A 22,433-nucleotide genomic window follows, 5' to 3' on the forward strand; every position below is an offset into this window, starting at 1 on the left:
GGAGGTTCCTCATTCAGAATCTGATCGGAAAAACGTGGCGGTCAGCAGTTGCAGGCGATCGCTGGTGATCTTGTCGCCTTCGCCAGCGGCATTGCTTTTGCCGGACAGCGGGCCGTCGTCCGATCGCTCGACATGCAGCTTCATGCCTTCGACCGGTTTGCCGTCGGTGGGACGCAGCAGGCGTGGGATGCGGCCGAACTCGCCGTCTGTAAATGAGGGCAGGACCGGCGTGGCGCTGGCAGGCCCGTTCCAGTGATGGCCGTTCGTGTTGATGTCGATCGGCCCGGGCCCGCCGATTTCCACATTGCCGCCTTTCAGCGTCAGATAGGCGCCACCGCCAACCATCAAGGTGATTTCATCTTCCGCCATGACGATCACCCGTTTGCCGGCCGTGATCTTGATGTCCTTGGCCGAATCGACAAGCATGTCGTCGTGCTGGCTTTGCATGAGGAACTTGCCGTGATGGGCAATCTGCGTGATGCCATCCCGATGCGAAAACAGCGATATTCCCTTGCCCGCGTTCAGGTTGAAACGCTGGCCGCTGGTCAGTTGCATGTGCTGCTGCGCCACTGTATCGATATTCACGCCGGCGTAGCTGACCAGCGTCTTCGGCGTGCTCAACGCCAGCCCGGCCGGCGCCGTCATGCTCAAGGTCGGCTTGCCGCCCGACTGTTGCGGCGCCGTATTGCTGCCGCCGGTCGCCGCGTCGAGGTCGTCCTTGAGTTCCTGCTGCGGCGTGGCATCGAGTTCCAGCGCCTGGTGTTCGGCCGCGTACTGTCCCAACGACTTGAACAGGTCGAGGCAATCCTGCATCAGGCCCAGATGTTCCTCGCTGCTTAATTGCCCGGCGCAGGCGTCGAGCCGTTTCCACGCCGAGATCAGCAGCGACTTGGCGCTGCGGATGGCGCCGCTGTCGTTGGTGGCAAGCTCGAAGCCTTCTCCGCGCGGGTCGGCAGCGCCGTGACAGCGCGGATGGGTCAGATAGCCCAGGTTGAGCTGGCTGTGTCCGTGTTCGCTCTCGAGCTGGGCGCTGATCTGCCCCGGCGTGTCATCCATGCGCAACTGGTTGTAGCGCTGCGCATGGACTTCTTTGCTCACGATGCCGGACAGGCAACGGTCGCCCGGGAGCCGGCTGGTGTGGCTGAACGCGGGTGGCGGCGTATCGCCACCGTGCACGCGGCCCATGATGAGCGGCTTGTCCGGATCGCCCCCGAGAAAGACGCAAATGACTTCATCGCCCGCGCGCGGCAGCGAGATGGCGCCGTAGTGCGCGCTGGCCCAGCCACTGGCCACGCGCACCCAGGCCGAGTCGCGCTCGCTGTCGGACGCCCCGGCGCCTTGCGCGTGCGCGTGGTCTTCCACGCGGCAACCGGCAAAGCGTATCTTCACGCGCCCCATCGCATCGCAATGGATTTCCTCACCTGGCGGCCCGACCACGGTCACGCTTTGCGCTTCGGTACGCGGCAGGTCGATGCGCGGATCGTAGGCAGGGACGATCGGGATGCCGCGCCGCACGCAGGTAAAGCAGTTGGTGTAGCGCACATCGCGTTCGGCGCTGGCTTGTTCCAGCGAGCCGCTGTCGCTGCGCCAGTGGTTGAGCGCAAACAGGCGCCGCACCCGTTCGACGAGGGCCTTTGGCAAGTTGTTCTGGGCTTGCACGCGCAGTTCCGTGACCACGAATTCGCATTCATGGGCTGCGTGCGAGGCCAGCTCCGGATGGCCGGTGACGCTGTTCCATTGGCCGACGCACATATTGCGTTCGCTGCCTTCGCCCTGGAAGAACTTGGCGTCGTACTCGTGGTGCTGCATGCGCAGCGCGGCCAGGCTGCGATAGTCGCCGGCGTTGTCGCCCGCATGCGGCACGTCGATCAGATAGTCGTCGAGGCTGGCGGCGAACTGGTTGCCAAGCGTGCCTTGGTCATTGGCGCAGCGCTCCTGGCTGGCCATCGACCATGCTTGGGCGTAGTCCCAACTGCGCCGGCTCACGGTGCCCGCCGTCAGGCTGCGCACAGCGTGCCAGGCGGTGATGGTGTCGCTCGTTTCGGTCGCCGCGTCGCGGTGGTAGCGGACCGTGCCGGCGGCATTTTTTTTCAAGGCCATGGCGTCGTCGAACAGTACCAGGGTGTGGACCGGCGTGTCGTCGCTGCCTCGTTCGCTCGATTTGCCGGGCTCGATGAACCAGGCGATGCCGCGCCGTTTCCACAAGCGGCGCAAGAACGCGGCGTTCGATTCGTTGTACTGCATCGTGAATTCGCGTGCCGGATAGCTGTTCAGATGGCCGAGGTCGAATTCGAAGGCGCGCGCTGCAATCGGGTTGGACTGGCGCCATTCGCGCAAAATCACGTTGGTGATGTCGACTTCACTGGCATTGCGAAAAACACGGGTGTTGCAGGTTTTATCGAGCAGCGAAAACGCGTCGCGAACGATGAGCTGATAGGTTGCCAGCCCACCATCGCTCTGGCCTTCAGAAGCACCGGTGACGATGCCGCACACCGAGCGCAAGGCGCCGCTGGCGGTGACGAATTGAAGTTCGACCGGATTGGCGATGAACTGTTTGAGCGCCATGCCAGCCTGCGTGGCCACGCACAGCAGGCAGTACTCGATTCCACCGCACATGGTTTCGGTGCCGCTCACATGTTTGACGAGTAATTTGTCGTCGAGTACGCCTTTATCGCCGCACAGCCGCAGACGGATCGGACGGTTCGCTTCGCTGAGGAAAGCGGCGGGCAGGGGACTGGCAATCATGCATGCACTCCTGGAAAGAGAGAGGCGGACTGGGTGATTCATCCATTCCACTATGCAAGTGCAACGCAACGCAAACATTGCCCAATCGCAATTCATGATCAGGTGATGCCAAACTACAACAGCAACCCAAGCCGGCCCCGCTGTCGCCTTACCACCCCTGCCAAGCTCATCAATTACATGGCACAATCGCGCCCTCGGTGCCAAAGGCACAACATCCGCGTGAATGGTTCCCATGTCTGAACAACAAATCGTCATCGCCGGCGGCGGCGTTTCCGGCCTGTACTGCGCCATCCGCCTGGCCGAAGCCGGGCACCAGGTGCTGATCCTGGAAGCTTCGTCCGACCGCTGGGGCGGACGCATCGAAACCGAAGACATGGACGGCTTCATCGCCGAATACGGCCCGATGCGCTTCGAGCCGACCCTGCAGCCGCGCTTTGCCCAGCTGTGCGCCGAGCTGGGCGTGGGCCTGGTCGATTTTTCCGGTCCCTCGGCCGATGAACTCAGCGTACCGGACAGCCAGCTGCCGCCCGAAGAGCAGGGCCTGAACTCGCTGCAACTGCTCAAGCGCGGCATCATGCTGGTGATGGGGCGCGAGCCAAACGACCAGGCCTGGATCGATGGCCTGACCGAAGCCGACTACAACCGCCTGCGCCGCCACGCGCAGCTGCACGGCCATCCGTTGTGGGCCACCGGTTTCTGGAACGTGATGTCGGGCCAGGGCATCCTGAGCCACCGGGCGCTGGTCAAGCTGCGCGACACCGGCACCTTCTATCACATGATTCCCGAGAACCTGAACGCGATCGAGTGGATCATCTGGTGGCTGCGCGCCTTGAAAACCGTGGGCCAGAAGCTGGCCAGCATCGCCGGCGGCTCGGCCAAGCTGACCGATGGCCTGATGGCCAAGATCCACAGCCTGCCCAACATCACCCTGGCCGGCGGCCATACCCTGCTCGGTTTCCGCCCGACCGGCCTGGGCCAGCCGGGCATGGAGCTGGACGTGCGCACCAAGAACGACACCATCAAGCTGCAAGCGGCACGCCTGATCCTGGCCTTGCCGCGCATGCCGCTGGTCAAGCTGGCGCAGCACCTGCCGGAGCACATCGCCACCCATCTGGATGCCGTCAACGGCTTTCCGATGCTGAAGATTTTCTTCGTGAGCAACGCGCCCTGGTGGGATTACGACCAGCCGCCGCAGCAGTACGCGAATTGCCTGCCGACCCGCGAAGTGCATTATTTCCGCCGTCCGCAGGGACGCGACCTGGACGGCCACGGCATGGTGCTGCTGTACATGGACCGCCCCTCGACCGAGTTCTGGCGCCATTACCTGAGCGAGCCGGACAAGCACGACCGCGCCGAAGTCGACCAGGATGCGCGCATCGTCGACGCTTTCGCCCTGTTCGTCGCGCGCGACGTCAAGCGCCTGCTGGAAACGAACGAATCGCACCTCAAGCTCAACGACCATTCGAAGGCGGTGTTCCGCGACCAGACACTGGCCCAGGCCACGGCCTACATCAAGAATTCGATCATCACCTACGGCATCCGCGACTGGGCGCGCGCGCCGTACGGCGCCGCCAACCATGGCTGGCAGCCGGGCGTGCGCTCGTGGAAGGTGATGGATGCCTTCAAGGCCTTCGATTTCGGTAGCGGCGCGAAAAACGTGCACATCGTCGGCGAAGCCTATTCCGACTACCAGGGTTTCGTGGAAGGGGCGCTGAACAGTTCCGAGCTGGCGCTGGAAGCCATCCTGCACGAGCGCTGAGACGGCCACCGCCGGCCGAAAAAATTGACATTCCGGCTACGTGCGCTTCCGTACGGACGGCCTGGCTCTGCGCGGGCACAATGGGTTCATTCGATTGCAATGCCCCGGCCCAGGCCGGCGCACGTTCCGTTTAAGGCGCGGCCGAATGCCGCGCCGTCTTTTTTGCGTCGTGCCTCGCAATGGCCGTCGTCCGCGCACGATCACGCTTCACCTCAAGGAATACCATCATGTCATTCAATCACGTCGTCGTCTGGCTCGACCAGGCCGAAGCTCACGTTATCCATTTCACGCGCGATGCCGCCGAGTCGGAAGTCATCAAGACCTCCTCCGTGCATTCGCAGCATAAAAAAGCCGGCGTCGATGCCAGCATCCAGTCGGAACAGAATCCCGAGTACCTGAACGAGATTACCGCCGCCATCGAAGCGGCCCAGGAAATCCTGATCGTCGGCCCCGGCCAGGAAAAGCTGGTCTTCATCAAGCACCTGGAAAAGCAGCACGCCGCCGTGGCTGCCAAGGTGGTCAGCGTCGAAACGGTCGACCATCCGAACGATGGCCAGCTGCTCGCCTTCGCGCGCAAGTATTTTGTCAAAGAAGGCATCATGCATTAAGCATTTGCCAACCAGCTTGACGTAAAAAACCGGGAGCGCCGTTAGCGGGCGTTCCCGGTTTTTTTACGTCCCGCGCCCGGGGCGGCCCCGCTTATGCTTGCGCCGCCTCGACCTTGAACACGCGTACCACGTCGGCCAGCTCGGCCGCCTGGTTCTGCAGCGACTGCGCCGCGGCGGCGGCCTGTTCGACCAGCGCCGCATTCTGCAAGGTCATTTCGTCGAGCTTGACGATGGCCTTGTCGACGCTGCCGATATCGACGCCCTGCTCGCGCGTGGCCGACGAAATATCGTCCATGATCTGGCTTACGCGCTGCACCCCTTCCACCACTTCGCGCATGGTGTTGCCCGCTTGCTCGACCAGGATGGTGCCGGTGCCGACCTTGGACACCGAATCGTCGATCAGCAATTTGACTTCCTTGGCCGCCGCCGCCGAGCGCTGCGCCAGGTTGCGCACTTCCGAGGCCACCACCGCGAAGCCGCGCCCCTGTTCACCGGCACGCGCCGCTTCCACGGCGGCGTTCAACGCCAGGATGTTGGTCTGGAATGCAATGCCATCGATGACCGCAATGATGTCGACGATCTTGCGCGACGAGGCATTGATCACGCCCATGGTCGCCACCACGCCATCGACCGCCTCGCCGCCGCGCACCGATACTTCCGAGGCCGCCTGCACCAGTTTGCTGGCGTTGGCGGCGTACTCCGCATTGCGCCCGACCGAACTGACCAGCTGGGCCATCGACGCCGCCACCTCGGCCAGCGCCGACGCCTGGTGTTCGGTGCGGTGCGACAGGTCGATATTGCCGGCCGCAATCTCGCTCGACGCCAGCGCCATTGATTCGGTGCCCATCCGCACTTTCGAGACGATTCCGCTCAGGCTGTCGCGCATGGTCTTGATCGCAAATACCAGGCTCGACGGCACGGCCGATTGCACATCGACTGCGTGCTGCAATTCGCCCTGGGCGATGCGCTGCGCCACTTCGGTGGCGTAGGCGGGTTCGCCGCCGAGCTGCCTGAGCAGGCCGCGCACGATCAGGAAGCCGACGCTCAGGCACACCAGGACCGACAGGATGCTCAGCACGCCGATCCAGAGCGTGGCGCTGGACGCCTGGTGGCTGGCCTCGTTGCTGGCCGCGTTGCTTTGCGACTGGACTTTTTTCAGCAGCACGTCGATGTCAGCCACGATCTGGCGCCGCAGCGGGCTGCACTCGTTGACCAGGAACTGGCCGAAGGCGTCCATCTCGGCCTTGGCGCGGTACTGGCGCGGACGCTCGAGTTCCTTCGCCATCGCCTGCAAGCCCGCCTTGACCTTGGTGAAATCGGCATCGCCGGAAAATGCCTTGTCGAGCTGTGCCAGCGCGCCCAGGTAAATGGCCTTTTGCTGGTCGACGATATCGAGCTCCCTCATGGCGGCGCCGTTGTCGACGAAGATGAACGCATTGCGCGCCGCGATGCCGGTCTGCGCCAGTGCTTCGCGCGCCACGTGCAGCGGATCGAGTTTTTCCTCGGTAACGTGGTTCAGGTTGCCAATGGCCTTGTCCACGCTGTTCATCCGCACCACGGCGAAGACGGCCAGTACCAGCGTGATGAACAGGACCAGGGCAAAGGCGCTGTAAAGTTTGGTAGCAATTTTGATCGTAGTGGAAGAGGGCATGGTGTGCGGTCCGGACATGGTGGGCGTCACTCAACCACGGAACAGCATGAGCGCGCAAGAATTGATGACACTGCCGATATGGTGCGCCAGTAGTTTCCAAAAATCAACAAATATTTGCCGGAAACACCGATTTCCCCACGCTTTACGCGCAAAATAGCTTCAATCATCAATTTCGTCAAATATTCCCATGGGTAAACACAAAGGCTGCGTTACACTAGATATTTCATTATAGAAATTAGTCATGTCGCGTCAATCCATCGCTCCTTCCGATCCTGTCATGACGACAAGTGACGCCGCCCGCCTGCTGGGCGTGGCCACCAGTACCGTACAGTTATGGATGGAAAGCGGTGCCATTGCGTCGTGGAAAACACCGGGCGGGCATCGGCGCGCGTTGATGAGTTCGGTGCTGCGCATGACCCGGCCCGACCAGTCGGCAGCGCCCGCCTCCTGGAACGGTGCGGCGCCCGGCGCCGAATTCACGATGCTGGCCGAGCCGCCGTACCCGGTGCCGGAGCAAGAGCAGGCGCGCCTGTCCGCACTGGCGGCACTGCAACTGGTACCCTCGGCCGCCGAAGAGCGCTTCGACCGCATCGCGCGCCTGGCATCGCTGGTGACCGATTGCCCGATTGCGCTCATTACCTTGCTGACAGCGCAGCGCCAGTGGTTCAAGGCGCACGTGGGTCTGAAAGCGGCCGACACGCCGCGCGCATGGGCGTTCTGCACGCACGCGATCCTGCAGCGCGCGCCGTTCATCGTCGAAGATGCCTCGCAGGACGCGCGCTTTCGCGACAATCCGCTGGTGACGGGCGCGCCGCACATCTGTTTTTATGCGGGGTATCCCTTAATCGGTGTCAATGACCTGGCGCTGGGCACCCTGTGCGTGATCGACCGCGAGCCGCGCCGCCTCAAGAGCCGCGAGCTGCAGGGCCTGGAAGACTTGGCCAATATGGCCATGCGCGAACTGGCCACCCCGCCGCGCTAGGCCGATGCCGCGTCGTCGTCAAAGACGGCTGCCAGGCTGGACGCGTCAATGCTGCGTTCGCACCACGGTTCGAGTTGCGCCAGGGTGGCCGCTGCGATGCGCTGCCTTGCCGCCTCCGGCAGGTCGCCGAAACGCTTGCGCAACAAATGCGTGAGCACGCCGCGCAGTGCGCTTATTTGCCCTTCTTCCCGGCCTTTTACCTCGCCTTCCACCCGGCCTTCCGCCAGGCCTTCCGCCCTGCCTTTTTCGTTTCCCTTCTGAAAGCCGATATATTCGAATTCCTCGGACCAGGTTGCAAATTGACGTCCCATGTCGGTGGCCTCCTTCGTATTCTCAAACGTGAACGGTTGCGTTTCGCCGCGCCGGCTCGCCAGGCTTTGTAGCCATACCTCGACCGAGCGCATCAAACCGGCCTGGGGCGCATCCTGGAACCAGGTGAGCAGGGTGGGCAAGACCTTGTCTCTGACCTCGGAAGCGCTCGAAAGTTCCATCCGAAACAGCAGCGCCAGCAGGGTCGCATTCGCTTCCAGCGCCGCCGGTTCCAGGCGCTGCTGGTCGACCAGTACGTAGCGCTGGGACGGCTGGAACGGCGCCAGCTCGGCGGGCCCGTCCATGAGCAGCGCGGCCAGGTCCGTGTTGGCGCTCCAGTCCGGCGCGCCGTTGTAAAACACCAGCGGCAGCACCGGCGGCAGCAGCAAAGACGGCGGCAATTGATGCCGCTTGACCAGGCTCTGGCACAGCAAACCGACGTAGTTCTGCATGCGCAGCGCCATCCAGCGATCCACGCCGGACTGGAATTCGAGCAGGATATACACGTACAGGAATTGTTCGCCAATCCGCACGCGCCAGACGATGTCGTTCTGGCGCGCCGCCAGGCGCTCGCCCACGTACACGGGGTCGACCGGCTCGAAGCAGGCCAGCGCCACATTCCCGAATAATTTGAAGGGCGTAAAGTGCGTGACCAGCTCGCGCACCATTTCAGGATGGGCAAACAGCGAACGGTAACCGAGGTCGTGATGGGCAGGCATGAGGCATTCCAGCCAGCGAACCTGCCCGATCCTTGCGCTGTATCAGGCGTACGCGGCGCGGCGCCGGGCGTTTGCTAGTCCTGGCCGGGCCTCTCCTGGCCGGGTTCTTCCAGGCGCGCCGTGCGCGGCGCGCCGGTGGGTACGTAGCGCAGCAGGTAGATTGTCACGCCGGCGCCGATACACAGCAGCAGCACGGTCAGCCCGGTGCGCTGCAGGCGCAGCATCGAATACGCCAGCGACGCCCACATCAGCACGATGATGGTGATCTTGGCGCGGCGCGGGATGCCGCGCCCTTGTTCGAAATCGCTCAGGTATTTGCCGAACACCTTGTTCCCCAGCAGCCAGGCATGCAGGCGCGGCGATCCACGCACGAAGCAGGCCGAGGCGAGCAGCAGGAAGGGGGTGGTCGGCAACAGCGGCAGGAAAATGCCGAGGATGCCCAGCAGCACGGCAAGGCATCCGATGATGTTCAGCAGCAGTTTCATGTGGAGTCCTTGGTCGCCGTGGAGGAGGGCGCTGCCGGTGGCGAACCGGGCGCGAGCGCGCATCCTACCACTTGCCGCGCCGCTAAGAATACGGGCGCGTGGCCGTCATGCGTTCCCACAGGCGTTCGAGCAGTCCTTGCATGAAGTGGACGGCCCGGTTCACTGCCGATTTGTACGCCAGCGCAAAGCCCGACCGCGCCGCTGCGCGCGCACGCGGGACTGGCGCGCGTGGCGCCGCTTGCGTTGCCGTGACGTTGGCCGCCGCTTTCTGCGCCGAGCGCGACGGTTCTTTTTCGACGCTGCAGTTGCAGCCGAGCAGGTGCATGGTGGCGACCAGGCGCTGCGCCGTCACATGGTCGAGCCTGCCGCGGACAACGGCGTTCGGCGTCCCCAGCATCGCCACCGCCTGTTCGCGCGTGCATTTGAGCAGCGGCACCAGCTTGTCCAGCATGGCGCCCGTATTCACGTTTTTCTGGAGGCTGGTGAGCACCACCCGGAAGCGCGCCGGACGGTAAACCAGGCCGGCCTGGGTGTCGATCACCGTCAGCGACAGCGCGCCAGCGCGGCGCAGCACGAACGAGAGCACCTCGATATTCTTGTACGACAGGGTGATTACGCCGATGTCGCCGGTCAGGCAGTCGAGCAGCGGTGTGTCGCCCCAAGGACAGGCCGCCGCGCTGGCGCGGCTGTAGGCGCCGCTCGAGGCGCACGGATAGCGCGCCGTGATGGCGTCGTAAAACTGCAGCAGGCGCGCCGACGGCGGCAAGTCCATCGAGGTATGCGCAAGCGTGTTGGCAAACCCCCGCACAGACAGATTGTCGGAAGGCACTGGCGGGACCACCACTTTCAAGATGTAGCTCATCCGAAAATATTGATGCTTATAGGAAACGCGTAGTGTATGCCATTTGGCGCCTGGTGCGGGAGAAGCGCGCAGCGGCGTGGCGCGATTGAGACAATCGGCGCTACATCGGCGCTAAATCGGCGCGTCGGGATGCGGCGCCTGGCCACTTTCCAGGGCAGGGGCAGGCTCCTAGGCGCGCCCCTGCTTTTCCGGGTGTGTTTACACCGCCGTGTTCGGCGTGGCCACCGCCACGCCGCGCGCCAGCGCCGCCGCCACCCCGGCGCCATACGCCGCATCGGCCCTGGCGCAGTTGGCGATATGCCGTTCCTGCACCGCGCGCGAGGCGCCGCCGAGCGAGCGCGCCGTGTTGTCCATCAAAACCTGCTGCTGGGCCGGCGTCATCAGGCGGAACAGGGCGCCCGGCTGGCTGTAATAATCCTCGTCGACCCGGTGGTTCCAGTGCGCGGCGGCGCCCTCGATGGCCAGCGGCGGCTCGGAAAAATCGGGCTGCTGCTGCCACTGTCCCTTGGAATTGGGCTCGTAGCCGATGGTCGCGCCATGGTTGCCGTCGATGCGCATGGCGCCGTCGCGATGGTAGCTGTGCACCGGGCAGCGCGGGGCGTTGACCGGAATCTGGTGATGGTTCACGCCGAGCCGGTAGCGCTGGGCGTCGCCATACGAGAACAGCCGTGATTGCAGCATCTTGTCGGGCGAAAAGCTCACGCCCGGCACCACGTTGGCGGGCGCAAATGCAGCCTGTTCCACATCGGCAAAGTAATTCTCGGCATTGCGGTTCAGTTCCAGCACGCCCACGTCGATCAGCGGGTAATCTTTGTGCGGCCACACCTTGGTCAGGTCGAAGGGATTGATGTGGTAGGTCGCCGCATCGCGTTCCGGCATCACCTGCACCTGGAAGCGCCAGCGCGGGAACTCGCCGTTCTCGATGCTGTCGAACAGGTCGCGCTGGTGGGTTTCGCGGTCGCGTCCGACCAGTTCGGCCGCGTCGGCGTCGCTCAGGTTTTTAATGCCCTGCTGGCAAACGAAGTGGAACTTCACCCAGAAGCGTTCGTTCGCGGCGTTGATGAAGCTGTACGTGTGCGAGCCGAAGCCGTGCATGTGGCGGTACGAGGCCGGAATGCCGCGTTCGCTCATCACAATGGTCACCTGGTGCAGCGCTTCCGGCAGCAGGGTCCAGAAGTCCCAGTTGTTGTCGGCGCTGCGCAGATTGGTCTTGGGGTCGCGTTTGACCGCGTGGTTCAGGTCGGGGAACTTGAGCGGGTCGCGCATGAAGAATACCGGGGTGTTGTTGCCGACAATATCCCAGTTGCCTTGTTCGGTGTAGAGCTTGATGGCAAAACCGCGAATGTCGCGTTCGGCGTCGGCCGCGCCGCGCTCGCCCGCCACGGTCGAAAAGCGCATGAACAGCGGCGTGGTCTTGCCTACCCCGGCAAACAGGGTGGCCTTGCTGTAGCGCGTGATGTCGCCCGTCACCGTAAACGTGCCGAAGGCGCCCGAGCCCTTGGCGTGCATGCGCCGTTCCGGGATCACTTCGCGGTCGAAGTGGGCCAGTTTTTCCAGGTGCCACACGTCTTGCAGCAGCAGCGGGCCGCGCGGACCGGCGCTTTGCGTGTTCTGGTTGTCGGGCACCGGCGCGCCGGCGGCCGTGGTCAGTTTGGTCATGGGAGCTTCTTTCAGGAGAATGGACAGGATGGCGGCGCCCTGGGGCGCCGCCGGATGTTTTTATGAGGGAACGTTGTCAGCCGGACGGCGGCAAACGGGCATTACGACTGGATAAACGCCAGCAGGTCGGCGTTGACCTGGTCCTTGTGCGTGTCGGTCAAGCCATGCGGCGCGCCCGGATACACCAGCAGCTTGGCGTGCTTGATCAGCTTGGCCGCAGCCTTGCCGGCCGCCTCGATCGGCACGATCTGGTCGTCGTCGCCATGGATGATCAGGGTCGGCATGGTGAACTTTTTCAGGTCCTCGGTGAAATCGGTTTCCGAAAACGCCTTGATCGAATCGTAGGTATTTTTGTGTCCACCCATCATGCCCTGCATCCACCAGGCCTGCACCAGGCCTTCGGAACGGACCGCGCCGGGGCGGTTGAAGTTGTAGAACGGGCCGCCGGCGATATCGCGATACAGTTCGGCGCGGTTAGCCAGGGCGCCGGCGCGGATGCCGTCGAACACGCTGATCGGCAGGCCGCCCGGATTGGCCCCGGTTTGCAGCATCAGCGGCGGCACCGCCGAAATCAGGCCGGCCTTGGCCACGCGCTTGCCGCCGTGGCGGCCGATGTAGCGCGCCACTTCGCCGCCGCCCGTCGAAAAGCCGAGCAGCACGGCATTCTTGACGTCGAGCTTGTCGAGCAGCTGGGCCAGGTCGTCGGCGTAGTGGTCCATGTCGTTGCCGTCCCACGGCTGGCTGGAACGACCGTGGCCGCGGCGGTCGTGGGCGATGCAGCGGTAGCCCTTGCTGGCCAGGAAGATCATTTGCGACTCCCAGCTGTCCGCATTGAGCGGCCAGCCATGGCAGAACACGATCGGCTGGCCCTGGCCCCAATCCTTGTAATAGAGTTCGACGCCGTCGCTGGTGGTAAATGTGCTCATCGGTGATTCTCCGTGGGATGGTTGGGATATGCGGGAGCTGCCCGCCGCAGCAGGATAGGGCGCCGCGCGCGCTGGCGCATCCCCGGAAAGAGGGATGGCCGGGGATGCCATGTTGTGGCAGGCGATGATTGGCGGCATGATTCGGCGTGGGTTAAAGTGAGAATTATTCTCATTTGCACCTGACCCCATGTCCGCCGCCGAACTCGTACAACAGCAAGCCATGCATGCGCTCTACCGAGGCCATTACGGCTGGCTGACTGGCTGGCTGCGCCACAAGCTGGGCTGCTCTGCCCAGGCCGCCGACCTGGCGCAGGACACCTTCGTGCGTGTGCTGGCGGCGCGCAACGCGGCGCGCATCGCCGAGCCGCGCGCCTACCTCGCCACTGTCGCGCGCGCCATCCCGCTACCTGCTGCTGGAGACCCTGCAACGCGTTGACGCCATGCTCGACGCGCTGGCGCCGCCGGTGCGGCGCGCCTTCCTGTTGTCCCAGCTCGATGGCATGACCTACGACGCCATCGCCATCGAACTCGGCGTGTCGGCCATCACCATCAAGCGCTACATGAAACAAGCCTTCCTGCATTGCCTGCTGCTGGCCGACCAGGACGGCGCGTGACGGCGCCGATCGCGCCGCGCATCCTGGAACAAGCGGCCACCTGGCTGGCGCAACTGCACAGCGGCGAGGCGAGCGATGCCGACCGTGCGGCCTGTGCCCGCTGGCGTGAGCAGATGCCGAACACGCGCGCGCCTGGACCCGCGCCGAAGCGCTGATGAACCAGCTGGACGGCCTGCCGCCGGCGCTGGCGCTGCTGCCGGCCGGCTGGCTCGGCTGGCGCATGAGCGTGCCCGCGCTCGATGGCGCGGTCCGCATCGAACCGGCCCACGGCGCCGTGCTGCGCTGCGCGCCGCAACTGGCGGCGCTGCCGGTGTCCGGCGCGTTCCCGGTCGGTGCCCGGCCGAGGTGGAGCGCGCACTGGCCATGCTGGCCGCCACCTACCCGCTGCAAGTGCAGTCGCGCCTGGATGGGTGGTGGACGACCCTGGTGCCGGTAAAAAAATAATCTGGACATGGTGATACTCTTTTTCGGCTCGGCTGGCCTGCCTTGTGAACCCACCATTTTCACGCAAAGGAACTCCGCCATGCCGCATCCACGCCCGACAAGTGGATAAATCCAGCGTTTCCCGTGTCATTTCAGGAAAAGCAGAGCTATCCGCTACGATGGCTGTCAGGCTATCGCAGGTGTTTGATTTGTCGGCAGAGGCGTGGATGGGGATGCAGACCGCGCATAGTCTGATGCTGGCGCGGAAGCATCTGGCGAAGATGGGTGTCGGCGGGACTGAACTGGCCCCTGCCTGATAAAGTTGGTGGGGCCGGGAGTCTGGTACCTCGGCAAACTGGTCGTTTCGATCCAGCTCATGTAGGGTTCAGCACGACTGGCCGCTGTCGGCCAGGAGCGCTCATCGGTTTCGCCAGACGAGCCTGGGTGCGCTAATTTTCATTCGGAGAATTAATGGGTTTTAAGACTGATGGGATCATCATGTTGGTGTTGGCGTTATTGCCGTGTTGGCTCTACTTCAACTTCGACAACTTGCCTGCGCAAACAAAGCAAGCTATGCCTCCTTTCTTGAGGAACAAATTGTTTTTTCTCGGAACGAGTATCTTTCTGGCGTGCTTTGGCATCTTCCAGCTTGTTTATGGAAAATAGCATGCGCAGAATTCGTCGCGATGGCATCGCTTGTGCAGCCCAAGAATGGAGTCAGGCCGACGCCATCGGCGCGGCTGAACAGTAAGGTTCAACGACCGGCCGGTCGTGACAATCCGAGCATTTTTGTGTTCAGCAAGCTGGTATCCTGCTGCGACAGGCCGATTTCGGCCATCACCAGACCGGGATGCAGGTTTGTCGCGCAGTCCTGGTCAACGGTCGGAGCGCGCCCACCTTGCGTCCAACATTCCAGGCAAGAGGTTAATCATCGACATCATCATCGACACGTTTTCGAATCTTGAGCGGCGCTATCGCCTGAGCGAGCGTTTTTCTATTCCATTCTGGATAGAGGAGAACGTCGCCGCATCCGACGGTGCGTTCGCCCTCGTGGACGGCACCCTCACCTGGCCGCGCGACTTAAGGCTTGACTGGGAATACCTGCACGAATTGGCGCCGGACAACGAGCTTTCGTTGAACGGGCTGTTCGTGATGGGCGACCTGGTGGTCGAGGGCGGCGTCCTGAATGCGGACCATGATTCAGGGCCGGCCCTGTTTGTGCGTGGCAACCTGGTGGCGCACAATGTAGTGACGGGCGGCGGCGACATCGTGGTGCAGCGCGACGCGATGGTCCGCGACATCGTCTACGGCGACTACAATCACGGGAGCATGCTGGTCCAGGGCCATCTGTACGCGGGACTCGTGTGGATGTTCGATCACATGTTCGACATCCGGGGCGACATCCACGCCGCCCACGTCTTCAACGACGAGACGGCATTCCCGCCGCATCCAGACGACGAATGGGAAGACGACGTCGTTGGTACGGCCAATCTCATGCTGACCACGCCGATCGAGGACACTGACGACTTTCATCGGCAAATGGGCAAGGGCCGCGTGCTGCTCCTGCCGGCGCTGCGCAACACGCGCACGCTCGCCCCGGCCGTGTTCCCGGACACGGCGGAAGAATTCCTGCGGTTTGCCGGGGAGCGTGACATCATCCACAGCACGATGATCCCGCCGGCCCTGCGCGACGACCGGGCCTTCATGTTGGTGCTGGCCGGGTCGCATCCCATGGGTTACAACTGTGTCGGCAATGGCTGGCATCTGGATCCGGAGTTTCTGCAGGCGGCATCAGCGGTCGGCAACAAATATGCCTTGGAGCGGATTGCCAGGGCGACCCGGGACGACAACTGAAGCGGTAAAGATAGGCGAAAGTAGCAAAGCCGTCAGACAACTGCTCGGGCCGGTCATGTCAACAAGACGGCAACGCGGCCCTTCCTTGACGGCGGCCGGAGCGTTCGCAGGTCAGGTATGATCGCGCTTTGATCATTCCTGCGCCTTATGCATCTCCTGCATCTCCTGCGGCTACTTGCCATCTTCCTGACACTGTGCTCCATTCCGGCGCTGCTGGGATGGTGCATGCTCACCGTGGCGTGCGTCGCCGTCGTCGTGGGAGGGGCCGCATCGGGCTCACTGGGATTTGCCTCTCCGGAAGCCCTCTTTGCCGGCGCGGTGGTGACTGGCTGGCTGAGCCTGGCGTCCCTGGGCTGGACCGTGTGGCATTTTCCGGACTTGCTCATCCCGACACCGCGCTGGGTGCTGGCCGGCTACCTGTGCAGCGTGCTGTGCCTGGGCTTTGCGCTGTTGGGAATACCGCTCTCCCTGACCAATGTGCACATCACCGGCGCCTGGATGGGCCTTTTCGGCGGCCCGGCTTGCCTGCTGATGCTGGCCTCGTGGCGCCAGTGGCAAATCTGGCGTGCCGATACCGTGAGTCTTTACGATTTGCACGAAAGTAAGGGCTTCGAAAGCGTTGCCGGTGGTACATTAGAGCTTCCGTCCGACCATCCTGCCAGTCCATGTTCAAGCGACCCGCCTGCCTCCTCGCGCTGATTGTTCCTTTCTGCGCACCGCTCGCCGCCGGCGCCGCCCCGGACGCGCAGCTGGTCATGATCGCGCCGCTGAACCAGACCATGCCACTGACCCGTTTTCAGAATAACAAGCTTACCGGGGGAATCATCAAGGATCTCGGCGAGGCCATCGGGCTGCGCCTGGGGCGCGGCATCGCCTGGGTCAGCGTGTCCGGGGACCAGGTCAGCGCAACCCTCGACGCCGGCAAGGCCGACGGCATCTGCTACGTGCGCCCGTTCTGGATCGACGGCCATTTCGACTGGAGCCGTCCGCTCATCCCGGACGCCGAAGTGGTCGCCTCGCAGCTGGGCGCGCCGCCGGTGCGCGCGCTGTCCGACCTGCGCGACCGCCCGGTCGGTACCGTGGTGGGCTACCGTTATCCGCGTGTCGAGCAGGTGCTGGGATTGCGCTTCCAGCGCAGCGACTCGGTGACCATGGAAGACAATTTGCGCAAACTGATGGCCGGCAGCGTGCGCCATACCGTGATCGGACAGACGACGCTGGCGTACCATACGCGCATCAACAAGGCCCTGAAGCTGCGCCAGGACCTGGTGTTCGCCTCGTTCAAGGCGCAGTGCGCGTTCTCGAAAAAGGCCGGGGTGCCGTTCGAGGACATCAACCAGGCCATCAACGGCCTGATCGAGGATGGCAGCGTGGAGGCCATCCTGGCGCGCTACCGCTGACGGTCAGAAGTAACTCAGACGTAAATCAGAAGTAAATCAGAAGTAAATCAGAAGTAACTGAGACCCATTGCGCGCTTGACGTCGTCGGCCGTCTGCGCCGCCACTTCGCGCGCGCGCGCCGTACCCTCTTTGAGGATCTGCATCACGTGGCCGCGGTCCTTTTCCAGCTCGGCGCGGCGGGCCCGGATGGGCGCCAGGAACTCCTGCAACACCGCTTCCAGGCGCGCCTTGACGATGCTGTCGGCCAGGCCGCCACGCTGGTAGTGCGCCTTCATCTCGGCCAGGGCATCCTTTTCCGGATCGAAGGCATCCAGATAGGAGAACGCGATATTGCCTTCGATATGCCCGGGATCGGCCACGCGCAGGTGCAGCGGGTCGGTGTAGACCTTCTTGACGGCGGCGCGCACTTCGTCGGCGCTGGCAGACAGGTTGATCGTGTTGCCCAGCGACTTGCTCATCTTGGCCTTGCCGTCGATGCCCGGCAGACGGCCGATTTCCGGCACCAGCGCCTTGGCTTCGACCAGCACCTCTTTATTGACGATGCGGTTGAAGCGGCGCACGATTTCGTTGGTCTGCTCGATCATCGGCACCTGGTCTTCGCCGACCGGCACCAGCACCGCCTTGAACGCGGTGATGTCGGCCGCCTGGCTGGCCGGGTAGGTCAGAAAGCCGGCCGGAATATCGCGCTCGAAGCCGCGCAGGCGGATTTCTTCTTTCACGGTCGGGTTGCGCTCGAGGCGCGCCACGGTCACCAGGTTCAGGTAGTAAAAGGTCAGTTCGGCCAGTTCCGGAATCTGCGACTGGATCAGGATGGTCGACTGGGCCGGGTCGATCCCGGTCGCCAGGTAGTCGAGCGCCACTTCGATCACGTTGCGCTGGACCTTGGCCGGGTCGTCCATGTTGTCGGTCAGCGCCTGGGCGTCGGCCAGCATGATGAACTGGCGATAGTCGCGCTGGTAGGTGACGCGGTTGCGCAGGCTGCCGACGTAGTGGCCGAGGTGCAGGGGGCCGGTCGGACGGTCGCCGGTCAGGATGATGGGTGCTGGCGAGGTTGCCGCCGGATTTGCTGCTGAAGTTGCTGGTGAAGACATGTCGATAGTCCTTGGGTGGGTGCCCCTATCGGAAAACGCTCATAAAAAACGCCGCCCAATCGAGGCGGCGTTCATGGAAAACACATGATGGTGCAAGCGCCGCGCGATGTCAGCGCAGCCACCAATTCAAATAGCGTGCATGTGAGTTAAACGTTGTCATGCTCGTATCGTCGCAGTTTTATGCGGCCGTGTCAATCGCCCAGGCCGCCCCGTCATTCTTGCCCGATCGCATGGCGCAGCGCGGCGCGCGCCAGCAGCCGGGTCGAGTCGAGCGTGGGCAGGGGCGAATTGCTGTTGTTCATGATCAGCGGAATTTCCGTGCAGCCCAGCACGACCGCATCGCAGCCGCCATCTTTCATTTTAGCCATGGTTTGCTGAAAATACGTGATCGCCGCCGGCTTGCCTTCGCCGTTGACCAGCTCGTCCATGATGATACGGTTGATTTCCATGCGCGCCGCCAGGCCCGGGCGCACCGTGGCCAGGCCGTGCGCGGCGAAACGCTCGGGATAGACGTCGCTCTCGACCAGCGAGCGGGTGCCGGTCACGCCGACCCGCTTGTAGCCGCGCGCCAGCGCTTCTTCGGCCACTACGTCGGCGATGTGCAGCCACGGCAGGGGCGAGCGCGCAAGGATCGGCGCCAGCGCCTGGTGAATGGTGTTGTCCGGGCAGATCAGGAAATCGGCGCCGGCGCTGGCCAGCTTGTGCGCCGACGAGAGCATCAGCTCGCCCACGCCATCCCAGTCGTCGGCGTCGATGCAGCGCAGGTAGGCGGCCAGCGCGTGCGAATGCATGGTCAGTTGCGGATGCTCGTAGGGGCCGAGCTGGCGCGCGCCCTCGTGGCAGATGGTGCGGTAGCATAGCGCCGCGCCCTCGGCCGAGCAGGCGACGATGCCGATATGTAACTCACGGGCGCTTGAATTCATGCGTTTTATCCTATCACTATGTGACCCACTATGTGGCGCACAAACGTTTTGTTACCTCTAAATTGTTGTCGCCATTGTGGCGCGCCATTTACAATTCTTTCTCACCCTCACTTTTCCCGGATGTCACGATGAATGCCCGCCTGGTTTGCCGTATCGCTACCATCCTCCTGCTGCCGGCCGTGCTGAGCGGTTGCGGCGTGCTGGCCGCGCCTTGCCGCGTCGGTTCGGCCGTGATCAAGATGGTTCCCGTGGTCGGGCATGCGGCGGCGCTGCCGACCGACGCCTGCGCCGCGGTGATCGATCCTTGACGCCGCGCTTGCCGGTGGGGCGCTGAATATGGAACAGCACCTGCGCCGCCATTGGCTCGCTTCGCTCCTGCTCGCCTCGTTCCTGCTGCTGCTGGTGTGGGCCGCGATGGCGCCGATCCGCCCGGGCAGCCGCGATTTCCTGCTCGACATTCCCGAACACGCCGCCGAACGACGCCGCGCCGGCGACAAGGCCGAGGTGCTGCCGCCAGTGGTGCGCCTGACCGTGGGTTTGCGTGATGTGCTGCTGCTCAGGAACAGCGACAGCGTGCCGCACCAAGTCGGCGGCCTGCGCCTGATGCCGGGCCAGGAATTTCGCCTGCCTTTCGAGCGCGCCACCGAATTGCAACTGCCGTGCAGCGCGCGCGTCAGCGGCGAGCTGACGGTGCTGGTGAGCATCCATCCGAATCCCGGACCGGACCGCCTGCGCTGGCGCCTGTACGCCTTCGAACAGGCGCTGCGCGGTTACGCCATCAAGGGGCCGCCGGAGCGTAGTTAATCCGCCGCGCTTCGCGCAGGCGGCCGTTTTTCAGCTTGCCTTCCACCAGTTCATCGCCCAGCAGCGCAAACATGCGTCCCTGCACGAACAGCGGGCGGGCGTTGCCGTACCAGGCCGCCTGGTCGGCGGGCGCGTCGTGCTGGGCCTTGAGCGCGCCCAGTTCACGCAGCTTGAGCGCGGTGTTGCGCAGATAGAGCACGGAGGCCGCGTCGGCTACCGCGTCGGCTACCGCGTCGGCTGGCGCGGTAGCCGACGCGTCGTTGACGTGGTCCGGCTGGCCGGCTTCCACGATCGCCAGGCTCAGCATGCCCTGGCCGGGACGCTGGGCGGCGTAATACGGTTCCTGCACCGGCGCCGGCGTTTCCTGGGCGTTCGGATGGACATAGGTGCTGGCCACGGTGGCCGGCTGGTCCGGGCCCACTCCCAGCCGGATACTGCTCAGGTGCAGCGCGCTGCGCGCCTGCCCGGCCACCACCGCGTCCACGCCCATGGCCGCGATGCGCTCGACCGGATGGCCCAGTTGCAGGCGCTGCAGGCCGCCGCTGCCATCCCAGCGCAGCGCGTACAGCGGCGCGCGGCCATCGGCGCCACTGGCCGCGCCGCCGTACACCAGCCACGGGCCGATAAAGCGGTTGCGCAGCGGCCCCGGGGGAAAATCGGGCAAGTCCTTGTAGCCGGCCATGGGCGCGCGCTCGCTGCCGTCGGAAAACGCTTGCAGCGGCAGGCGCAGCAAGGCCAGGGCGTTTGGGCCGGCCTCCCCGCGCCAGGAGCGGGTGGCGCCGTCCGCGCCCACCAGCACGTTCAGGTGGGCGTCCGCGCTTTCGTAAAAGGAGAACGGGTCATGCGGTGCGCCCGCGACCCGCACCGCGCCCGGTGCGCCGCCGTTGAACGGCATGCGCACCAGGCCGGCGCCGGCCTCGCCCGCGTAGGGCAGCGTCCATACATACAGCGCCTGCGAGGCCATGTGGACGGCGCGCGCGCGCGGCGCCAGCACGGCGCTGGCGTCGCAACGCAGGACGCGCGCAGCCAGGTCGCACACGATGACGCTGTGCAGCGCCAGGGGGCTGTCGATGGCGGCGTCGAGGCGGTACACGCGGCTGGCCGGGGCGATCCGCGCGAACGGTGCCGGCGCCGGCCCTGCGCGCAGCGCCGGCAGCGCCGCCAGCGGGTCGTCGGCCAGCGGATCGGGCGCGCGCGCCGCGTACAGCACCAGCTTGCTGTCGGCCTGGCTGATGGCCACGCTGCCCGGTGCGCCGTCGCCGGCGCGCAGCAGGTAGCCGGCGCGAAACGCCAGGCGGCCGCCGGCGTCGATGTCGAACAAGTTGATGCCGGTGCCACGCTCCGCTTCGCTGTAGCCGATCACTGCCAGCGTATCCTCCGACACGATCAGCGCGTCATAGCGGCTCAGCGCGGCGGCGCCGGGGGCGAAGGCGTCGAGCGCCGCCACCGGCTTGAGCTGGTCCTTGCCGATCTCGACGGTAAACAGGCGTCCATGGCGCAGCAGCACCAGGTGCTTGCCATGCTCGGCGGTGAGGGCGCTGTCGCTTCCGGCAAGCGCGTCGGCTGGCGCCGGCGCGGCCGCTTCCACCGGGGCCGGCGCTGCCGGCTGCTTCTTGAAAAACGCCTCCAGCCGGGCGTCGTCCTCGAACGCGTGCAGGGTTTTCGGTGGCGCCGGCTCGCTGGCGCGCTGCTGGCAGCCGGTAAGCAGCAGCAACGCCAGGCCGGCCGCAAAAATGTGCGACATGGGGTGACTCTCCTGGTTTCTGTCTTTTCTTGTATCTTCTTGTTATTGCCCCGCAGCGACTATTGCGCATTGGCGGGACATGGAATGTAACGGAAGCGGCCGCAAAAAGGGGTTGCTTGATGTAAAAAAAGTAAAATGGCGATACACACACGCCACCATGGCGCGCGACAATCGTGCTTCGCTGCCGTCCCGGATTCTGGCATCATGGGTTCATGGCGACCCTCTCTTTCCCTCTATTTCCTCTCGGTACGGTCCTGTTCCCGGACGGCGTGCTGCCTTTGCAGATTTTCGAAGTGCGCTATCTCGACATGGTCGGCAAGTGCATCGCCAGCAGCAGTCCGTTCGGGGTAGTGCTGCTGACCGAGGGCCACGAAGTGCGCACGCCCGAGGGGCAGGAGCGTTTTCACCCAGCCGGCACCCTGGCCTCGGTGCACGACAGTACGATGAGCGCGCCGGGGCTGATGCAGGTCAGTTGCCGCGGCGGCGCGCGCTTTCGCATTCTGTCCAGCGAGCGCCGTCCGAACGGCTTGTGGATCGCCGAGACCGAACTGGTCGAAGACGACCACCCGGTGCCGGTGCCGTCCGAGCTGCAGGGCGCGGCCGACGCGCTCGACCGCGTACTGGCCTCGCTCGACGAGGTGCCCGAGCAGCGCTGGCCGGTGCTGCCGCCGTTCCGGCTGGACGACTGCGGCTGGGTCGCGAACCGCTGGTGCGACCTGCTGCCCTTGCCGAACGACCAGAAATACCGCTTGCTGATGCTGGACAATCCGGTTATCCGGCTCGAATTGTTGCACGATATGCTCGATGAACATGGCCTGATCACGTCCTGAGCCGTGTTGCGGGCTGCGCCACTTGCACGGCCATGGGGCAATGAT

Annotated in this window: 22 protein-coding genes and 1 pseudogene; 13 read left to right on the forward strand and 10 right to left on the reverse strand. The window is 64.4% G+C overall.

Annotated elements, in window-relative coordinates; translation table 11 throughout:
• Positions 1 to 9: 9 nt before the first annotated feature.
• Positions 10 to 2,745: a type VI secretion system Vgr family protein gene (locus F1609_RS01980; protein ID WP_167074131.1), complete on the reverse strand. Its 2,736-nt coding sequence runs from the start codon at positions 2,743 to 2,745 to the stop codon at positions 10 to 12.
• Between the two features lie 232 nt (positions 2,746 to 2,977).
• Here F1609_RS01980 and F1609_RS01985 point away from each other — a divergent pair, with 232 nt between their 5' ends.
• Both F1609_RS01985 and F1609_RS01990 read left to right on the forward strand, forming a co-directional pair.
• Positions 2,978 to 4,504: a flavin monoamine oxidase family protein gene (locus F1609_RS01985; protein WP_167074133.1), complete on the forward strand. Its 1,527-nt coding sequence runs from the start codon at positions 2,978 to 2,980 to the stop codon at positions 4,502 to 4,504.
• Positions 4,505 to 4,731: 227 nt separating this feature from the next.
• Entirely contained in the window at positions 4,732 to 5,112 is a 381-nt protein-coding gene (locus F1609_RS01990; RefSeq protein WP_167074136.1) for a translational machinery protein, read from the forward strand.
• A 91-nt stretch (positions 5,113 to 5,203) separates the two neighbouring features.
• On the opposite strand, the gene F1609_RS01995 is transcribed toward F1609_RS01990, so the two are convergent.
• Positions 5,204 to 6,763 (reverse strand): methyl-accepting chemotaxis protein, encoded by a 1,560-nt coding sequence (locus tag F1609_RS01995; protein ID WP_187362890.1) that lies wholly within the window; start codon positions 6,761 to 6,763, stop codon positions 5,204 to 5,206.
• Positions 6,764 to 7,040: 277 nt separating this feature from the next.
• Between F1609_RS01995 and F1609_RS02000 the strand changes: the two genes are divergently transcribed.
• Complete coding sequence (locus F1609_RS02000; protein WP_229421551.1) at positions 7,041 to 7,745, forward strand: GAF domain-containing protein; 705 nt, start codon at positions 7,041 to 7,043, stop codon at positions 7,743 to 7,745.
• Here the strand turns inward: F1609_RS02000 and F1609_RS02005 are convergent.
• The 5 genes from F1609_RS02005 to F1609_RS02025 all read right to left on the reverse strand — a co-directional run bounded on the left by F1609_RS02005 (position 7,742) and on the right by F1609_RS02025 (position 12,816).
• On the reverse strand, positions 7,742 to 8,773 hold the full coding sequence (locus F1609_RS02005) for an Rpn family recombination-promoting nuclease/putative transposase (RefSeq protein ID WP_167074140.1): 1,032 nt from the start codon (positions 8,771 to 8,773) through the stop codon (positions 7,742 to 7,744). The genes F1609_RS02000 and F1609_RS02005 overlap by 4 nt on opposite strands.
• A gap of 74 nt (positions 8,774 to 8,847) precedes the next feature.
• Positions 8,848 to 9,258 carry a YbaN family protein gene (locus F1609_RS02010; protein ID WP_167074142.1) on the reverse strand — a complete coding sequence of 137 codons (411 nt, stop codon included), beginning with the start codon at positions 9,256 to 9,258 and terminating at the stop codon, positions 8,848 to 8,850.
• An 82-nt stretch (positions 9,259 to 9,340) separates the two neighbouring features.
• Positions 9,341 to 10,120 (reverse strand): hypothetical protein, encoded by a 780-nt coding sequence (locus F1609_RS02015; protein ID WP_167074144.1) that lies wholly within the window; start codon positions 10,118 to 10,120, stop codon positions 9,341 to 9,343.
• Between the two features lie 198 nt (positions 10,121 to 10,318).
• A complete protein-coding gene (locus F1609_RS02020; protein ID WP_167074146.1) occupies positions 10,319 to 11,779 on the reverse strand; it encodes a catalase in 1,461 nt (486 codons plus the stop codon).
• Between the two features lie 101 nt (positions 11,780 to 11,880).
• Positions 11,881 to 12,816, reverse strand: coding sequence for an alpha/beta fold hydrolase (locus F1609_RS02025; RefSeq protein ID WP_370661590.1), 936 nt, complete (start codon positions 12,814 to 12,816; stop codon positions 11,881 to 11,883).
• Between the two features lie 76 nt (positions 12,817 to 12,892).
• On the opposite strand from F1609_RS02025, the pseudogene F1609_RS02030 reads away from it, so the two are divergent.
• The 7 genes and pseudogenes from F1609_RS02030 to F1609_RS02055 all read left to right on the forward strand — a co-directional run bounded on the left by F1609_RS02030 (position 12,893) and on the right by F1609_RS02055 (position 16,996).
• Positions 12,893 to 13,319 (forward strand): annotated as a pseudogene (locus tag F1609_RS02030) (sigma factor-like helix-turn-helix DNA-binding protein).
• The gene (locus F1609_RS34395; RefSeq protein ID WP_370661586.1) at positions 13,316 to 13,474 is read left to right on the forward strand and encodes a FecR/PupR family sigma factor regulator; all 159 of its coding nucleotides are present in this window, start codon (positions 13,316 to 13,318) and stop codon (positions 13,472 to 13,474) included. The pseudogene F1609_RS02030 and the gene F1609_RS34395 overlap by 4 nt, the downstream one beginning before the upstream one ends.
• Positions 13,474 to 13,755 (forward strand): hypothetical protein, encoded by a 282-nt coding sequence (locus F1609_RS34400; protein WP_229421555.1) that lies wholly within the window; start codon positions 13,474 to 13,476, stop codon positions 13,753 to 13,755. Before F1609_RS34395 ends, F1609_RS34400 begins: the two co-directional genes overlap by 1 nt.
• A 109-nt stretch (positions 13,756 to 13,864) precedes the next feature.
• Positions 13,865 to 14,059: a HigA family addiction module antitoxin gene (locus F1609_RS35320; RefSeq protein ID WP_167074150.1), complete on the forward strand. Its 195-nt coding sequence runs from the start codon at positions 13,865 to 13,867 to the stop codon at positions 14,057 to 14,059.
• 541 nt (positions 14,060 to 14,600) lie between these two features.
• A complete protein-coding gene (locus tag F1609_RS02045) occupies positions 14,601 to 15,596 on the forward strand; it encodes a hypothetical protein (protein ID WP_167074152.1) in 996 nt (331 codons plus the stop codon).
• Between the two features lie 147 nt (positions 15,597 to 15,743).
• Positions 15,744 to 16,295 (forward strand): hypothetical protein, encoded by a 552-nt coding sequence (locus F1609_RS02050; RefSeq protein WP_167074154.1) that lies wholly within the window; start codon positions 15,744 to 15,746, stop codon positions 16,293 to 16,295.
• Positions 16,262 to 16,996 carry a substrate-binding periplasmic protein gene (locus tag F1609_RS02055; RefSeq protein WP_167074156.1) on the forward strand — a complete coding sequence of 245 codons (735 nt, stop codon included), beginning with the start codon at positions 16,262 to 16,264 and terminating at the stop codon, positions 16,994 to 16,996. Before F1609_RS02050 ends, F1609_RS02055 begins: the two co-directional genes overlap by 34 nt.
• A gap of 47 nt (positions 16,997 to 17,043) precedes the next feature.
• Here F1609_RS02055 and trpS read toward each other — a convergent pair whose 3' ends face one another.
• Positions 17,044 to 18,087 carry a tryptophan--tRNA ligase gene (trpS, locus tag F1609_RS02060; protein ID WP_167074158.1) on the reverse strand — a complete coding sequence of 348 codons (1,044 nt, stop codon included), beginning with the start codon at positions 18,085 to 18,087 and terminating at the stop codon, positions 17,044 to 17,046.
• Between the two features lie 212 nt (positions 18,088 to 18,299).
• Complete coding sequence (locus F1609_RS02065) at positions 18,300 to 19,010, reverse strand: aspartate/glutamate racemase family protein (RefSeq protein WP_167074162.1); 711 nt, start codon at positions 19,008 to 19,010, stop codon at positions 18,300 to 18,302.
• A gap of 128 nt (positions 19,011 to 19,138) precedes the next feature.
• Between F1609_RS02065 and F1609_RS02070 the strand changes: the two genes are divergently transcribed.
• Both F1609_RS02070 and F1609_RS02075 read left to right on the forward strand, forming a co-directional pair.
• Positions 19,139 to 19,318, forward strand: coding sequence for a DUF6726 family protein (locus F1609_RS02070; RefSeq protein ID WP_167074164.1), 180 nt, complete (start codon positions 19,139 to 19,141; stop codon positions 19,316 to 19,318).
• 28 nt (positions 19,319 to 19,346) lie between these two features.
• Entirely contained in the window at positions 19,347 to 19,814 is a 468-nt protein-coding gene (locus F1609_RS02075; protein WP_167074166.1) for a hypothetical protein, read from the forward strand.
• Here the strand turns inward: F1609_RS02075 and F1609_RS02080 are convergent.
• On the reverse strand, positions 19,789 to 21,558 hold the full coding sequence (locus tag F1609_RS02080) for a hypothetical protein (protein ID WP_167074168.1): 1,770 nt from the start codon (positions 21,556 to 21,558) through the stop codon (positions 19,789 to 19,791). The genes F1609_RS02075 and F1609_RS02080 overlap by 26 nt on opposite strands.
• A 212-nt stretch (positions 21,559 to 21,770) precedes the next feature.
• On the opposite strand from F1609_RS02080, the gene F1609_RS02085 reads away from it, so the two are divergent.
• A complete protein-coding gene (locus F1609_RS02085) occupies positions 21,771 to 22,388 on the forward strand; it encodes an LON peptidase substrate-binding domain-containing protein (RefSeq protein ID WP_167074170.1) in 618 nt (205 codons plus the stop codon).
• The last annotated feature ends 45 nt before the right edge of the window (positions 22,389 to 22,433 follow it).

The organism is Massilia aquatica, from assembly GCF_011682045.1.
GTDB classification, from domain to species: Bacteria; Pseudomonadota; Gammaproteobacteria; order Burkholderiales; family Burkholderiaceae_D; genus Telluria_A; species Telluria_A aquatica.